General features: G+C 42.6%; 12 protein-coding genes. 9 read left to right on the plus strand and 3 right to left on the minus strand.

Translation table 11 applies throughout. The annotated features are described in order from the left end of the window. Positions 1-82: 82 nt before the first annotated feature. The 5 genes from rpsA to G7Y45_RS08230 all read left to right on the plus strand — a co-directional run bounded on the left by rpsA (position 83) and on the right by G7Y45_RS08230 (position 4,450). Positions 83-1,876, plus strand: a complete 1,794-nt coding sequence (rpsA, locus tag G7Y45_RS08210) for a 30S ribosomal protein S1 (protein ID WP_005775782.1) — start codon at positions 83-85, stop codon at positions 1,874-1,876. 123 nt (positions 1,877-1,999) lie between these two features. Beyond that, positions 2,000-2,914 (plus strand): ribonuclease Z, encoded by a 915-nt coding sequence (locus G7Y45_RS08215; RefSeq protein WP_005818659.1) that lies wholly within the window; start codon positions 2,000-2,002, stop codon positions 2,912-2,914. A 72-nt stretch (positions 2,915-2,986) separates the two neighbouring features. Then, the gene (locus G7Y45_RS08220; RefSeq protein ID WP_005810008.1) at positions 2,987-3,538 is read left to right on the plus strand and encodes an RNA polymerase sigma factor; all 552 of its coding nucleotides are present in this window, start codon (positions 2,987-2,989) and stop codon (positions 3,536-3,538) included. A gap of 17 nt (positions 3,539-3,555) precedes the next feature. Beyond that, positions 3,556-3,969 carry a hypothetical protein gene (locus tag G7Y45_RS08225; protein ID WP_005810006.1) on the plus strand — a complete coding sequence of 138 codons (414 nt, stop codon included), beginning with the start codon at positions 3,556-3,558 and terminating at the stop codon, positions 3,967-3,969. A gap of 28 nt (positions 3,970-3,997) precedes the next feature. Next, a complete protein-coding gene (locus tag G7Y45_RS08230) occupies positions 3,998-4,450 on the plus strand; it encodes a hypothetical protein (RefSeq protein ID WP_005775786.1) in 453 nt (150 codons plus the stop codon). Between the two features lie 170 nt (positions 4,451-4,620). Here G7Y45_RS08230 and mazG read toward each other — a convergent pair whose 3' ends face one another. Further along, the gene (gene mazG, locus G7Y45_RS08235; RefSeq protein ID WP_005775787.1) at positions 4,621-5,406 is read right to left on the minus strand and encodes a nucleoside triphosphate pyrophosphohydrolase; all 786 of its coding nucleotides are present in this window, start codon (positions 5,404-5,406) and stop codon (positions 4,621-4,623) included. Positions 5,407-5,408: 2 nt separating this feature from the next. Then, entirely contained in the window at positions 5,409-6,473 is a 1,065-nt protein-coding gene (locus G7Y45_RS08240) for a DUF3810 domain-containing protein (protein ID WP_165017353.1), read from the minus strand. Between the two features lie 116 nt (positions 6,474-6,589). On the opposite strand from G7Y45_RS08240, the gene G7Y45_RS08245 reads away from it, so the two are divergent. Both G7Y45_RS08245 and G7Y45_RS08250 read left to right on the plus strand, forming a co-directional pair. Then, positions 6,590-9,220, plus strand: a complete 2,631-nt coding sequence (locus G7Y45_RS08245) for a valine--tRNA ligase (protein ID WP_005775791.1) — start codon at positions 6,590-6,592, stop codon at positions 9,218-9,220. Positions 9,221-9,336: 116 nt separating this feature from the next. Then, positions 9,337-11,232, plus strand: a complete 1,896-nt coding sequence (locus tag G7Y45_RS08250; RefSeq protein ID WP_165017350.1) for an ATP-binding protein — start codon at positions 9,337-9,339, stop codon at positions 11,230-11,232. Between the two features lie 23 nt (positions 11,233-11,255). On the opposite strand, the gene G7Y45_RS08255 is transcribed toward G7Y45_RS08250, so the two are convergent. Continuing rightward, entirely contained in the window at positions 11,256-11,837 is a 582-nt protein-coding gene (locus tag G7Y45_RS08255) for an RNA polymerase sigma-70 factor (RefSeq protein WP_005775793.1), read from the minus strand. A gap of 104 nt (positions 11,838-11,941) precedes the next feature. Here G7Y45_RS08255 and G7Y45_RS08260 point away from each other — a divergent pair, with 104 nt between their 5' ends. Together G7Y45_RS08260 and G7Y45_RS08265 are read left to right on the plus strand one after the other, a co-directional pair. Then, positions 11,942-12,964, plus strand: coding sequence for a FecR family protein (locus G7Y45_RS08260; RefSeq protein WP_032531811.1), 1,023 nt, complete (start codon positions 11,942-11,944; stop codon positions 12,962-12,964). Between the two features lie 251 nt (positions 12,965-13,215). Continuing rightward, the gene (locus G7Y45_RS08265) at positions 13,216-16,518 is read left to right on the plus strand and encodes a SusC/RagA family TonB-linked outer membrane protein (RefSeq protein WP_032539649.1); all 3,303 of its coding nucleotides are present in this window, start codon (positions 13,216-13,218) and stop codon (positions 16,516-16,518) included. Positions 16,519-16,529: the final 11 nt, after the last annotated feature.

Raw genomic sequence — 16,529 nt, forward strand, 5'->3', positions numbered from 1 at the left:
AATAGTTCTATCTTTGCGCCCGATTTATATAATCAATATAATGTCTTATTTAATTAAAGAATTACTAAACAATTAATTATTAATGGAAAACTTAAAGAACGTTGCTCCTATTGAAGACTTCAACTGGGATGCGTATGAAAACGGCGAGAGCTTCGCTGGTGCCAGCCACGAAGAACTTGAAAAAGCTTACGACGGTACGCTTAACAAAGTAAATGACCGTGAGGTTGTTGACGGAACTGTAATCGCAATGAACAAACGTGAAGTTGTTGTGAACATCGGTTACAAATCAGACGGTATCATTCCTTTGAATGAATTCCGCTACAATCCTGATCTGAAAGTAGGTGACACTGTAGAAGTATACATCGAAAACCAGGAAGACAAAAAAGGACAGTTGGTTCTGTCTCACAGAAAAGCCCGCGCTACCCGTTCTTGGGATCGCGTTAATGCTGCTCTGGAAAATGAAGAAATTATCAAGGGTTACATCAAGTGCCGCACTAAGGGTGGTATGATTGTTGACGTATTCGGTATCGAAGCATTCTTGCCGGGTTCTCAGATCGACGTGAAACCGATCCGCGACTACGATGTATTCGTTGGCAAAACAATGGAATTCAAAGTTGTTAAAATCAACCAGGAATTCAAAAACGTGGTTGTTTCTCACAAAGCTCTTATCGAAGCTGAACTGGAACAACAGAAGAAAGAAATTATCGGTAAACTTGAAAAAGGACAAGTTCTTGAAGGAACCGTTAAGAATATCACATCTTATGGTGTATTTATTGACCTCGGTGGCGTAGACGGATTGATCCACATCACTGACCTGTCTTGGGGCCGCGTAAGCGATCCGAAGGAAGTGGTTGAGCTGGATCAGAAGTTGAACGTAGTTATCCTCGACTTTGATGACGAGAAGAAACGTATCGCTTTGGGTCTGAAACAACTGACTCCGCACCCATGGGATGCTTTGGATCCGAACCTCCAGGTAGGTGACAAAGTGAAAGGTAAAGTAGTGGTTATGGCTGACTACGGCGCATTTATCGAAATTGCTCCGGGTGTTGAAGGTCTGATCCACGTATCAGAAATGTCATGGTCACAGCACCTGCGTTCTGCACAGGACTTCATGAAAGTCGGTGACGAAGTAGAAGCTGTAGTTCTGACTCTGGACCGTGAAGAACGTAAGATGTCTTTGGGTATCAAACAACTGAAACAAGATCCTTGGGAAACTATCGAAGAAAAATATCCTGTAGGTTCTAAACATACTGCTAAGGTTCGTAACTTCACTAACTTCGGTGTATTCGTAGAAATCGAAGAAGGTGTTGACGGATTGATCCACATCTCTGACCTGTCTTGGACTAAGAAGGTTAAACACCCGTCAGAATTTACTCAGATTGGTGCTGACATTGAAGTTCAGGTACTGGAAATCGATAAAGAAAACCGTCGTCTGAGCCTTGGTCACAAACAACTTGAGGAAAATCCTTGGGATGTATTTGAAACAGTATTTACTGTAGGTTCTGTACATGAAGGTACAATCATCGAAATGTTGGATAAGGGTGCTGTAGTTGCTCTTCCTTACGGCGTTGAAGGTTTCGCTACTCCGAAACACCTCGTTAAAGAAGACGGTTCACAGGCTCAGATGGACGAGAAACTGGAATTCAAAGTAATCGAGTTCAACAAAGACGCTAAGAGAATCATCCTGTCTCATAGCCGCATTTTTGAAGATGTTGCCAAGGCAGAAGAAAGAGCTGAGAAGAAAGCTGCTTCTAACGCAAAGAAATCTTCTAAGAGAGAAGAAACTCCTGCTATCCAAAATCAGGCTGCTTCTACTACTTTGGGTGATATCGATGCTTTGGCTGCTTTGAAAGAACAGCTGGAAGGTAAGAAGTAATTCAAATCTTTCATAGATTGATATAGAAGGGTATCTCATTCAATGGGATACCCTTCATTTTTTTGTATGTTGAATCATTGCGCTGAACTTTAATTGTCTATCTTTGCAAATACAGTTTGAAAGATGGAAAAATTTGAATTACATATATTGGGTTGTGGGTCCGCATTGCCTACTACCCGGCATTTTGCCACTTCGCAGGTAGTCAACTTGCGTGATAAACTTTTTATGATCGATTGCGGAGAAGGGGCACAGATGCAATTGCGTAAGTCGCGGTTGAAATTTTCGCGGCTGAACCATATCTTCATTTCGCATCTGCATGGTGATCATTGCTTCGGATTGATGGGGCTTATTTCCACTTTCGGGTTATTGGGGCGCACGGCAGAGTTACATATCCATTCTCCAAAAGGATTGGAGGAGTTATTGGCTCCTATGCTTAATTTCTTTTGCCATACGTTGGCATATAAAGTCATTTTCCATGAATTTGACACCAGACAAGCGTCGGTGATTTATGAAGACCGTTCGATGACAGTCACCACCATCCCGCTCCAGCACCGTATTCCCTGTTGTGGCTTTTTGTTTGCGGAAAAGGCCCGGCCGAACCATATTATCCGTGATATGATCGATTTCTATAAAGTACCGGTCTATGAACTGAATCGGATAAAGAACGGTGCAGACTACATAACTCCGGAAGGAGAAGTGATTGCTAATGTGCGCTTGACCCGCCCCTCGGATCCTCCCAGACGGTATGCCTATTGCTCGGATACGATTTTCCGGCGGGAGATTGCGGAACAGATCTCAGGTGTTGACTTGCTTTTTCATGAGGCTACATTTGCCGAATCGGAACTGGCACGTGCTAAAGAAACGTACCATACTACAGCCGCCCAAGCCGGCCGGATAGCTGTGGAAGCCGGTGTACGGCGATTAGTGATCGGTCATTTCTCTGCCCGCTACGAAGATGAAAATGTTTTGCTGAAAGAAGCTTCGGCTATCTTTCCGGATACTATACTTGCAAAAGAAAACTTGTGTATAAGTCTTTAATTTCGGGAGACCGATTAAACCTTTGTTGAATAGAATTGTCTAAAATAACATATACGAATTACAAACGAACCTATGAACCCTTATAATGAACGAGAGGTTTTGGCACTCCTTCAGGATGAGAGGACACAGAAGCAGGGATTTGAGCAGATCGTTTCGCAGTATAGCGAACAATTATACTGGCAGATCAGGCGGATGGTACTTTCACATGACGATGCCAATGACCTTCTTCAAAATACTTTCATTAAGGCATGGATAAACATTGACTATTTCCGGGCTGAGGCAAAGCTGTCTACCTGGCTTTACCGTATTGCCCTGAACGAATGTATCACTTTCCTGAATAAACAACGGGCTATGAATACAATTGCCATTGACGATCCGGAGGCCGACGTGACTCAGAAACTGGAGAGCGATCCTTACTTCTCGGGGGATCGGGCAGAGTTATTGCTTCAGAAGGCATTGCTGACCCTTCCTGAAAAGCAACGGATGGTGTTCAACCTGAAATATTATCAGGAAATGAAATATGAAGAGATGTCGGAGATATTCGGCACTTCGGTGGGGGCTCTGAAAGCTTCTTATCACCATGCCGTGAAAAAAATCGAGAAGTTTTTGGAGGAGGCTGATTAAACCTTTTAATATGCATAATGTCTAAGAAGAAGAGAGGAGAAGAACGTATGAAAGAAGAAGATAACATATTGAAGAAAGTGGGGAGGGAGAATTCCTTTAAAGTACCTGAGGGATACTTTGAAAACTTGACTTCAGAGGTGATGGGTAAACTTCCGGAAAAAGAGAAGCCTGCTTTTGAAGAAGTGAAGCAACCCACAATGTGGACCAGGGTGAAACCTTTATTCTATATGGCGGCTATGTTTATAGGAGCTGCATTGATTATCCGTGTGGCTTCTTCAAATCACCAGCCGGCAACGGTGGATGATCAACTGACTGCAAATGATGCAGGAACCGAAGTTGTTTCGGATGAATATATTGATGTAGCACTGGATCGCTCGATGCTGGACGATTACTCTTTGTACGTCTATCTCAGTGATGCTACAGCTGAATAAGTAAACTAAACTGATTTAATAAAGCAAAATGAAGAAACTGATTATTCTATTGATTATAGTTTGTAGTTGTATCCCGGCACTGAATGCCATGGGAGATCCTAACCAACATTTGTCACCCGAAGAATTCAGGGCCAAACAACGAGCATTTATAACAGAAAAAGCCGGTCTGACTAAGGAAGAGGCAGCAAAGTTCTTTCCGGTTTACTTTGAATTACAGGACCGGAAAAAACAACTGAATGACGAGGCCTGGAAGTTGCTTCGTAGCGGTAAAGATGATAAAACCACTGACGCACAATATGGAGAAATATTGGAAGGGGTATACGATGCCCGTATTGCTTCAGACCGTCTGGATAAAACTTATTTTGAGAAGTTTAAAAAGATACTTCCGTGTAAGAAAATTTATCTGATACAGCGAGCGGAAATGCGTTTTCACCGAGAGTTGTTGAAAGGGGTTCGTGATAACAAAGGAAAGAAAAAATAGAATGAAAAATTGCTCTCCTGCAAGAGCGGGAGAATTTACCACAGACTTAACGGATTGCACAGATAAACACTAATTGGGGATATTTATTGATCCGTCAATTACATACTCTGCGCAATCCGTTAGTTTGCAGTGGAATTTTGGTATTATCCTTTTAGAGGAGAGAGGACTTTTTACAGTCCTTTCTTTTTGGCTTCATCCCAGATTGCATCCATTTCTGCGAGAGACATCTCTTTCAGGTTTTTGCCTTCCTTAATGGTGTGTTCTTCCAGATAGTTGAATCGGCGGATGAATTTTTGGTTTGTACGTTCTAAGGCATTGTCCGGGTTGATCTTGTAGAGACGGGCAGCGTTGATGAGGCTGAACATGACATCACCGAATTCGGCTTCCGCCTTATCTTTGTCCATATGGGCTATTTCTACCTGAAATTCTGCAATTTCTTCTTTGACTTTTTCCCAGACTTGCTCTTTTTCTTCCCAATCGAATCCTACATTACGTGCTTTGTCCTGCATCCGGTAAGCTTTGATAAGTGAGGGTAGGGCAGTAGGGACTCCGCTTAATACAGTTTTATTTCCGTCCTTTTCCTTTAGTTTCAGCTGTTCCCAGTTTTCGGATACTTGTCCGGCTGTGTCGGCTTTTACTTCTCCGAAAACATGTGGATGGCGGAAAATCAGTTTTTCGCAGAGTTTGTCACAAACATCTTTCATGTCGAAATCACCGGTTTCTGAGCCTATTTTTGCATAAAAGGCCACGTGCAGCAATACATCTCCCAACTCTTTACAAATATCTTTTTTGTCATCGCGCATCAATGCGTCGCACAATTCGTAAGTCTCTTCGATAGTATTGGGGCGCAGACTTTCGTTGGTCTGTTTGCGATCCCAGGGACATTTTACCCGAAGTTCGTCGAGTATATCCAGGAAGCGCCCGAAGGCTTCCATCTGTTCTTCTCTTGTATGCATGTTTATTCTTTATTTGATTCTTTTTTCCATTCGTTGTATGAAATCAGCAGACCGATGACTTCCGAATAGTTTTTCCGTCCGCTTTCTATTTTGTTTCCTTTCAGATATAAGTCATATATCCAATCTTGAATATCACCTATCAACGGGCTATATTTAGCCATCCAATACTCTTGATCCTTCCGGGCGAGTTCGATGATTTCCGGACGTATCCGACTGAATAATTCCCGGTATTCATTTTCTGTCATCAATCTGCGGGCATTAGCAAGCACATGTCCCAGGATAGAGAAGTAACCGCTAAAGCGGATTTCTCTATTTGTAGAACGTGTGCAGACCTGATAGGCGTAAAAGTTGGCTTCCGCTTCACTGGTGATACCCAATAAGTGGGCCAGTTCATGCGTATAGGTTGCCGGATATTGTGGAGGTAACAAGTCACCATTCAGCGTGAACTCACAGAAAAACGGTCCCATGCTTCCTGTTACTCCTACCATTGAAATAAGTGGAGTGAACAACATTGTTTTGACCTGTGGCATGGAGTGTGGAGGATGGTGTACGCCGAGACTGTCACTGATCAGACTGTACTGGCTGACTGCCTCTTTACAGATGGTTTCCTTGTCGATCCGGGTTATGGGAACGTATGATTCATTCAGTAAATAGATGTATTGGTTTACAAAGTGGTCAAAATTTTCCGGAGTATAGGTAATATATGGTATCCCTGTACGCTCGTAGAAGTTTCTTTGCGAATAGTTGAGTCCCCATGCCAGGTAAAACCATACATAGATCCATGCCAGATATTCCATATCCCTTCTCAGGATTGTTTTCCAGCTTAACTTTTGGCGGATGCGTGCGTATACCGGATAAAGAATAATCCCTGTAATACTGAATGCTATGAACAGGTCACCCAAAGCAAAAGGAATGAAATTGGAAAAACCGGACAGGACGTACGAGATAACAGGATAGACCGAGCGTGCATATCCTTCTCCCATTGCCGGGATCGCCTGAGTGACCCAGACAAGGATAATTAAAGTTCCTAAAACAGAGTACCGTATGACTCGCTTTTTGCTTTTCATTGCTACTTCTTTCTTTCGAGGAACAAAAGTACATATTCCTGTCCCTATATTCTACTTATTTTTATTAATTTTGCGCCAATCTTTCGCAATAAACTAATAAAATAGATATATACAACATGGAATTAGCAAGTAAGTACAACCCTGCTGACGTGGAGGGAAAGTGGTATCAGTATTGGCTGGACCATAAATTATTCAGTTCGAAACCCGATGGACGTGAACCTTACACCATCGTTATTCCGCCCCCTAACGTCACTGGTGTGCTGCATATGGGACACATGCTTAATAATACCATTCAGGATATCCTCGTTCGTCGTGCACGTATGGAAGGCAAGAATGCTTGTTGGGTGCCGGGAACCGACCATGCCTCTATCGCTACCGAAGCAAAGGTGGTGAATAAGTTGGCTGCACAGGGTATTAAAAAGACTGATCTGACTCGTGACGAGTTTCTGAAGCATGCTTGGGCATGGACAGATGAACATGGTGGGATTATCCTGAAACAGCTCCGTAAGTTGGGGGCATCCTGTGACTGGGACCGTACTGCTTTTACTATGGACGAAAAGCGTAGCGAAAGTGTGCTGAAAGTATTTGTAGACCTTTACAAGAAGGGACTTATTTACCGTGGCGTGCGTATGGTAAACTGGGACCCGAAGGCATTGACAGCTTTGTCTGACGAGGAGGTGATTTACAAAGAGGAGCATGGAAAGCTGTATTATCTGAGATATAAGGTAGAGGGTGAAGACAGTTATGCCGTTGTTGCAACTACTCGTCCGGAGACGATTATGGGCGATACCGCTATGTGTATCAATCCGAATGACCCGAAAAATCAGCACCTGAAAGGTAAGAAGGTTATTGTTCCGCTGGTAGGCCGTGTCATCCCGGTGATTGAGGATGATTATGTAGATATCGAATTCGGTACAGGATGTCTGAAAGTGACTCCGGCACATGACGTGAATGACTATATGCTGGGTGAGAAGTATAACTTGCCAAGTATTGATATTTTCAATGATAACGGGACTATCAGCGAAGCTGCCGGTATGTATATCGGTATGGACCGTTTTGAAGTTCGCAAACAGATTGAGAAAGATCTTGAAGCCGCCGGATTACTTGAAAAGACGGAGGCATATACCAATAAAGTCGGCTATTCTGAACGTACCAATGTAGTGATAGAGCCTAAACTCTCTATGCAGTGGTTCCTTAAGATGGAGCATTTGGCTCAGATTGCCCTTGAGCCAGTGATGAAGGATGAGATTAAGTTTTATCCTGCCAAATATAAAAATACTTATCGTCATTGGATGGAGAACATCAAAGACTGGTGTATCAGCCGTCAGTTGTGGTGGGGACACCGCATCCCGGCTTACTTCCTTCCGGAAGGCGGATATGTAGTAGCCGTTACTGACGAAGAAGCATTGAAATTGGCTAAAGAAAAAACAGGAAACGATCATCTGACAATGGCTGACCTTCGTCAGGATGAAGATTGTCTGGATACTTGGTTCTCTTCCTGGCTGTGGCCTATTTCTTTGTTCGATGGCATCAATAATCCGGGTAACGAAGAAATTAACTATTACTATCCTACCAGTGATCTGGTGACCGGTCCGGATATTATCTTCTTTTGGGTGGCCCGCATGATTATGGCAGGCTATGAGTATGAAGGTAAAATGCCGTTTAAAAATGTATATTTTACAGGTATTGTCCGCGACAAATTGGGACGTAAAATGTCCAAGTCGCTTGGCAACTCACCGGATCCGTTGGAGTTGATAGAGAAATACGGAGCAGATGGTGTACGTATGGGGATGATGCTTTCGGCTCCTGCCGGAAACGACATTCTTTTTGATGATGCACTTTGCGAACAGGGACGTAATTTCTGCAATAAAATATGGAATGCCTTCCGACTGGTAAAAGGTTGGGAGAATGGAATGGGAACAATCGATATTCCGGCGGATGCACACCTGGCTGTACAATGGTTTGACCAAAGACTGGATGCTGCCGCAGTTGAGGTAGCCGATTTATTCAGCAAGTACCGTTTGAGCGAAGCGTTGATGCTGATTTATAAACTGTTTTGGGATGAATTTTCTTCATGGTTGCTCGAAATCGTGAAACCTGCTTATGGACAGCCTGTAAACGGATTTATCTATTCAATGACTTTGAGTGCTTTCGAACGTCTGTTGGCTATGCTCCATCCTTTCATGCCATTTATTACGGAAGAATTGTGGCAGCAGTTGCGTGAGCGTGAGCCGGGGGCAAGTCTGATGGTAGAACCGTTGGCAGAAGTCGGAGAAGTGAACGAGGAGTTCTTGAAACAATTCGAAACGGCTAAAGAGATAATCAGTAGTGTGCGTGCCATCCGTTTGCAAAAGAATATTGCAATGAAAGAACCGCTTGAGTTACAAGTGGTAGGAGTAAACCCGGTAGAGAAAATGAACCCTGTTATCTTTAAAATGTGTAACTTGTCTGCTATTCAGGTAGTGGATGTAAAAGCTGACGGAGCTTCTTCATTCATGATCGGAACGACTGAGTTTGCAGTCCCCTTGGGCAATATGATCGATGTGGAAGCTGAGATAGCACGTATGGAAGCCGAACTGAAACATAAAGAGGGCTTCTTGCAGGGCGTTTTGAAGAAACTCAGCAATGAGAAATTCGTGAGTAATGCACCGGCTGCCGTTATTGAAATGGAACGCAAGAAACAGGCTGATGCCGAAAGTATCATTAAATCGCTCAAAGAGAGTATTGCATCTCTGAAAAACGCGTAAGAAAGTCTTTTTAGAAGATAAATATAAAAGGGCACTCTAAAATAATAGGGTGCCTTTTTCTGTATACGAATAATAATGATACCTTTGTCACCGATTTTAGCAATCGACCGTTACAAATGAAACAAATACAATTCAGATACTTCTGTTTCCTTCTGATTCTGTTGGGAGGAATGAACTGTCGGCTATCGGCTCACAAGGACAGGTCCGGTGAAGATGTGTTGTTTCTGAATTCTATTAACTTTAATCTTCCCTGGGCAAAAAGTATATATTGGTATGTACATCAGGAATTGCAGAAGGAAGATATTTCCGTAACGGCCGAATCTCTGTCTGTACCGGCCCTTTGTAGCCGTAAAGAGGCAACTGCAATTGTAGAACAGTTACGTCGAAAGCATGATATACCTCCTCGATTGGTTGTTTTTATAGGTGACCCGGGATGGATTGTCTGTCGGGAGCTTTTTGATGATGAATGGAGAGATGTGCCGGTCATCATTATTAATGCCCGGGACCGCTTGCCGGCAACACTTGATGTTTTGCTGTCTCACGAACCGTTGACTGATACCAATACCGTTCCGGCTAAAGAATGGCGCAAAGGATATAATGTGACTACATTGGGGCAAACGTATTATGTAAAAGAGACTATCGAACTGATGCGGCAAGTGATGCCCGGGATGAAACGAGTTGCTTTTATATCCGATGACCGATATATCAGTGAGGCAGTTCGTGGTGATGTCAGTCAGGCTGTGGGCAGATACTTCCCGGAGCTGAGTCTGGAGCAGTTGTCAACCAAAAATATTTCTACTGAAATGCTGCTCGATACTTTGAGCGGATATGATAAAAACACCGGATTGATTTATTATTCGTGGTTTGAATCGCATAACCAAGACGACAATAACTATTTGTTTGATCATATTCAGGAGATTATTACCCGATTTGTGCACTCTCCCCTGTTTTTGCTGGCTGCTGAGGATTTATCCAATAACACATTTGCGGGAGGGTATTATGTATCGGTGGAGTCATTCGGAGATTCATTATTGCAACTGATTGAACGTGTGTTGAAAGGAGAGCAACCCCGCGAAATTCCGTCTGCATTAGGGGGTGAGCCGGCCGCTTATCTTTGTTATCCGGCTTTGCAGTCCTACCAAATCCCTGTTTCGCTTTATCCGGAAGGGGCTGTATATGTAAATCTTCCTATGAGTTTCTTTGAGCAGTATAAAAAGGAGATTTTACTAACGGTATTTGTTGTGCTTCTGGTAGCAGGTGCCATTGGCTTTTATATTCATATTCTTAAGAAAACTCATCAACGCCTGGAAGAGGCGCGTCTGAAAGCGGAGGAGGCTAATCAATTAAAATCAGCTTTTCTTGCGAATATGAGTCATGAAATACGTACCCCTCTGAATGCTATTGTCGGTTTTTCAAACCTGCTTTCGCAGGTAGAAGATAAAGAAGAGATGAAAGAATATGCCGATATCATTGAAACCAATACAGATCTTCTGCTTCAACTGATCAGCGATATTCTGGACATGTCGAAGATCGAGTCCGGAATGTATGATTTTCATATAACCCGTGCGGATGTCAATCAAATGATGTCGGAGATAGAACAAGTGGGTAAACTGCGTATCAAATCGGAAGAACTCGTTCTAACTTTTGACGAACAATTGCCCCAATGTATTTTATATACTGATAAGAATCGGCTGACACAAGTCATTATTAATTTGTTGACCAATGCGATTAAGTTCACTTCCGGAGGGGAGATACGGATGGGATATCGGTTGAAAGATGCCGCAACATTATATTTTTATGTGTCTGATACAGGCTGTGGCATGTCTACCGAACAGTGTGAGCATGTGTTTGAACGTTTTGTCAAATATAATCCTTTTATACAAGGTACCGGGCTGGGACTATCTATCAGCCGGATGATTATTGAAAAACTGGGAGGTGAGATCGGGGTTACCTCCGAGGTTGGTAAAGGCTCTCTTTTTTGGTTTACTTTACCCTACCGGACTTCTGTATAGTATTTGCTGAATGCTCCGCTGTTTTAACGCAGCAGGAAGGATAGCAGGACGGGCAGATAATCTTTCAGATCGATGCGCAGTTGTTTCAGTGCCTGCTGAATCCGGTAATCTATCGTTTTGGGAGATACTCCTAAGCGTTCGGCTATTTCGTTGTAGGTCAGGTTCTGGAAACGATTGAGCTCGAATGCTTCGCGGATATTTTCCGGGAGTCGTGCCAAAGCTTCTTCTATTTTCTCGGTTAATTCTTGCATGACGTAGAAATCGGGATCATCATACTGTGATTGGAGATTGTCGAAAATCATCTTTTCGATTCTTTGTTTCACTTCGTTCCGATTGATAAGAGTCAGGCAACGATTTTTAACAGCTTTGAACAAGTAACTTTTCAAAGAAGTTTCAAATGCCTGCATCTCTTTATTTTCCCAAAGCCAGACCATTACATCCGATACAATCTCCTGTCCGTCGTCCGGTTCCACAAACAGCCTGGCGTAAGCGCACAAGGCGGGATAGTGCCGGAGAAACAGCGCTTCAAATGCGTCTTCATTTCCCTGTTGTATCTGATAAAAAAGAATTTCGTCGCTTGTTGTATGCGATGTATTGTTGTGCATGTAAACCCTCGTTTTGGGCAAAAATAATATTTTTTTCAAAAAAAATACGTTTTTAGGTTAGGAGATTTCTGATTTCATTCGTCTTATCTATAAAAGCACGAATTATGGATGAATCCTATTACATAAATGAGTCAATTCTTTTAAGCTATTTTGCCGGGGAGCTTCCTGCTGACAGACAAAAGGAGGTAGAAGAGTGGATTGCTACTTCGGAGGAGAATACGAAGACAGCACGGGATATTTTTCAGCTTTACCGGGCAGCCGATACATTGAACTACATGAAGCACGTAGATTCTGTTGCGGCTTTCCATCAGGTAAAGGACCGAATACACAAACATCAACATAGAGTTTCATGGATGGTGTGGGGGCAGCGTATTGCTGCTTGTTTGGCTCTGCCGCTGCTTGCCACCACCCTTTATCTGATTTTGAAAAACTCCCCCGTGGAGTATGTGGAGATACGGACAAATCCCGGTATGGTTGCTGAAGCGAATCTGCCGGATGGAACTAAAGTTTGGCTGAACTCGGGATCTTCACTTAAACATCCTACCAGGTTCACAGGAGATATACGTAACGTAGAACTTGATGGAGAGGCTTACTTTGAGGTGCATAGAGATAAGAGTAAGCGATTTATTGTTAATACGCCTTTCCGTATTCAGACTGAGGTTTTGGGTACGGAGTTCAATATAGAGGCTTATCGGACGGACAGTGTGGTAAGAACTACCTTAGTATCGGGCTCTGTGAAATTGTCATTTCTGGGTGAGGGTGACAAGCAACGGACCTTTGTGATGAAGCCTGATGAGGAGTTTATCTATAATCCGAAAACACGTACAGTGAGGACCGACAAACCTTATGTGAAAACTTATACGGCCTGGAAAGACGGTCAGGTGGTATTTAGGAATACCCCGCTGTCTGAGGCTTTGAAAATACTTACCAAGCGGTTTCATGTGGAGTTTATCGTAAAAGATTCTACTCTTTATGGAAATTCATTTACCGGAGTATTCAGCGAACAGCACTTACCTCTGATTCTTGAACACTTCAGGCTTGCTTCGGGCATACAGTATAGATTTATAGAACTGGAACATAACACACAGCAGACAATACAGCAGAAAATGAAAATAGAGCTATATTGACCATTTGAATATTAAACTTTTAAAATCTGATACCTATGACAACACGTCCACCTTAAAACAAAAAAACATACAGGAAAATATTGGCGTATTTTCCTGTATGAAAGTCCACCGTCCGCTTGTTTGGCGACAAGTTGTGCGGTTAATAGAATTTTTTAAATCAAAATCACTACAAATCTATGACAATTTACTTAAACTTCCAATTTTTCGGGAGGCAGAATATCTTTTCGCTTCTGAAAAAAATACCTTTGTGTATGAAACTATCAGCGATCATGTTGTTTGTCTTTGCCAGTATGGCATTTGCGGCTAAGGGTTATAGCCAGTCAGTACGTGTGACATTGAATGTCAGCAACAGCAGTCTTCAGAAAGTGCTGGATGAAATAGAGAAGCAGTCGGAATACCACTTTTTCTATAATAATAAGCAGGTGGATATCTCTCGGAGTGTGACTATTAAAAGTACTCAAAAAGAGATCAGCCAAGTTTTGAATCAGCTGTTTGCCGGTACGGATATCGGTTATAAAATATTGGAGAATAGTATTATCCTGTCTCCTAAACAGATTTTGGAAACGACTGCTGCACAACAGCAGACCACTAAAAAGATAAAGGGACTGGTTACTGATGAGGCCGGTTTACCCATTATCGGAGCTAATATTAAAGAAAAGGATTCCGGAAACGGGACGATTACAGATGTCAACGGTAACTTTAGTCTTTCTGTAGGAACTAAAAGCTCAATTATCATTTCGTATATCGGGTACATCACCAAAGAAGTTCCTGTGGGTAATAATACTTCACTTACTGTTCGGTTGGCCGAGAACACGAAACTGCTCGATGAGGTTGTTGTAACGGCATTAGGTATCAAGCGCGAAGAGAAGGCTCTGGGGTATGCCGTGCAAAAAGTGGACGGAGATCGGCTGGCTGCTGTAAAAACAGTGAATGTTGCTACTTCGTTAACGGGCAAGATTGCCGGATTGAATGTAAAAAACAGTACAGAGTTCAATACAGCTCCTTCACTCTCGTTGCGTGCATCTGCCCCCCTGTTAGTTATCGACGGTGTACCTTATGGTAATGTGGGATTGAATGATATAGCAGCTGATGATATCGAATCGGTTGATGTCCTGAAAGGAGCTACGGCTTCGGCACTCTATGGTGCCCGTGGAGGTGCCGGTGCAGTGATGATTACCACTAAAAAAGGTAAGGAAGAAGGATTGAATGTGACTGTAAACAGCAGTACCATGTTTGCAGCCGGATATCTGAGAAAGCCGGAGGTACAAACTTCATATAGTTCCGGGTCGCAGGGGACTTATTCCACCGGAGGATATGTATGGGGAGACAAACTGGACATCGGACGTACAGCATTGCAATATGATCCGTATACTCACGAATGGGTGGATATGCCTTTGGTTTCGAAAGGTAGAAATAACTTAAAGAACTTTCAAGAATTGAGTTTGGTGACAAACAACAATGTAAGTGTATCCCAGAAAGGTAAATATGGTAGCGTACGTACTTCATTGACCCATGTATATAACAAAGGGCAGTATCCGAATCAAAAATTGAATAAGATTACTTACTCAGTATCGGGCGATATGAAATGGAAGAAATTTTCTTTTGACGGAGGTCTGACTTATAACAAACGTTTCTACCCCAACGATATGGGAGCCGGATATGGTGGAAGTGGTTTCCTTTATAATTTGTTGGTATGGTCAGGGGCTGAGTATGATATACGGGACTATAAAAATTACTGGATTAAACAGGATGAACAGCAGAACTGGATGGATACCAAATGGTATGATAATCCATATTTCATTGCGAACGAAATTACGCGTTCAAGCGATTATGATTTGATTAACGGATATCTTTCTGCCAATTATGATTTTACTCCTTGGTTGAACTTATCACTGCGTTCGGGGCTGGACTCGTATTCACAGAAAAAAGAGTGGCGGAATGCTGTAAGTGCTGTGGGTGGTTGGCATAAACAGGGTTATTATGGTCTGCAACGCTTAGGCGGATATAGTTTAAACAATGACTTGATACTGTCTGCCGATCATAAATTCGGTAATTTCAATGTCGATGGTTTCGTGGGTGGAAACGTTTATTACTGGAAGAGTGATAATATTTTGGCTGAAACACAAAATGGTCTGAAAATTCCGGGATATTACTCATTGAAATCATCTGTAGACCCGTTGAAAACAACCAGTGGTATTACTAAAAAACTGGTGACCAGTGTATATGCAAAAGCTTCTGTTTCGTGGAAGAGTACTTTATTTCTGGATGTAACGGGACGTAATGACTGGTCATCTTCCTTGCCGTCGGAGACACGATCTTATTTCTATCCGTCTGTGGCCAGCAGTGTTGTGCTTTCGCAGTTTATCCCAATGCCTAAATTTATTGATTTCTGGAAAGTGAGAGGTGCATGGACACAAACTAAGAGTGACCTGGGAGTATATGATACTAACAATACTTATAGTGTGTCTACCGATTTGTGGAATGGTGAGAGTGCTGCATATTATCCCACATCTATCCGTGGTGTTGCGGTGAAACCTTCGGCTACACGTTCTTATGAAATCGGTACGGCAGTCCATATGTTTAAAAATCGTCTGAAAGTAGACTTTACTTATTATAATAAGCTCTATTACAATCTGACTCGTAGTGCCGGCATCAGCAACTCTTCCGGATTTACGTCTACATTGATCAACATTGATGAAGAATATGTGGGTCGTGGGGTAGAATTGACCCTGTCAGGCGATATTATCAGAACAAGAGACTGGAATTGGGAGTCGGCTTTCAACTGGTCACGTGACCGTTGGTATTATACCAAAATAGACCCGGTATATTCTACACAGAAGCCTTGGGTAGCTGTCGGTAAACGTTGGGATTGGTACGGAATTTACGATTGGGAACGCGATCCTCAAGGAAATATTATCAATTACAATGGTTATCCTAAACAGAGCGATTACCAGTCGGTTATCGGTTATGAATATCCTGATTGGATATGGGGCTGGACGAATACGATAACTTACAAGAATTTCACTCTCTCCTTTACACTTGACGGACGGGTAGGAGGTATGGCACACTCGAAAACCAATCAGGCGATGTGGAACTCGGGGGCACATATTGATTCGGACAATCAGTGGCGATATGATGAAGTGGTGAATAAGAAGACCAATTTTGTAGGTACCGGAGTGAAAGTCGTTTCCGGGAGTGTAGATTACGATTCGAACGGAAAAATTATCCATGACGATCGAGTATTTGCTCCGAACGACGTACAAGTATCTTACGAGTCGTATATGAAAAGTACTAACCCGTATATAGGTACCGTGACACGTCAGAATGTATTTGACGAGACGTTCTTCAAACTGCGTGACCTCTCGCTGAGCTATCAGATGCCTAAGTCTGTTTGCAACAAACTGCATATGAAAGGTTTGACACTGGCTTTTGTCGGACAAAATCTGTTTGTATGGACTAAAGAGTTCCGCTTTACCGATCCCGACAGTGACTCAGATAACCTAAGTTCTCCGTCCACCCGTTATTTAGGCTTTAATGTAAAATTGGATTTTTAAAAGATAGAATA

Source organism: Bacteroides sp. ZJ-18 (assembly GCF_011038705.2).
In the GTDB taxonomy this organism is placed as follows: Bacteria; Bacteroidota; Bacteroidia; order Bacteroidales; family Bacteroidaceae; genus Bacteroides; species Bacteroides hominis.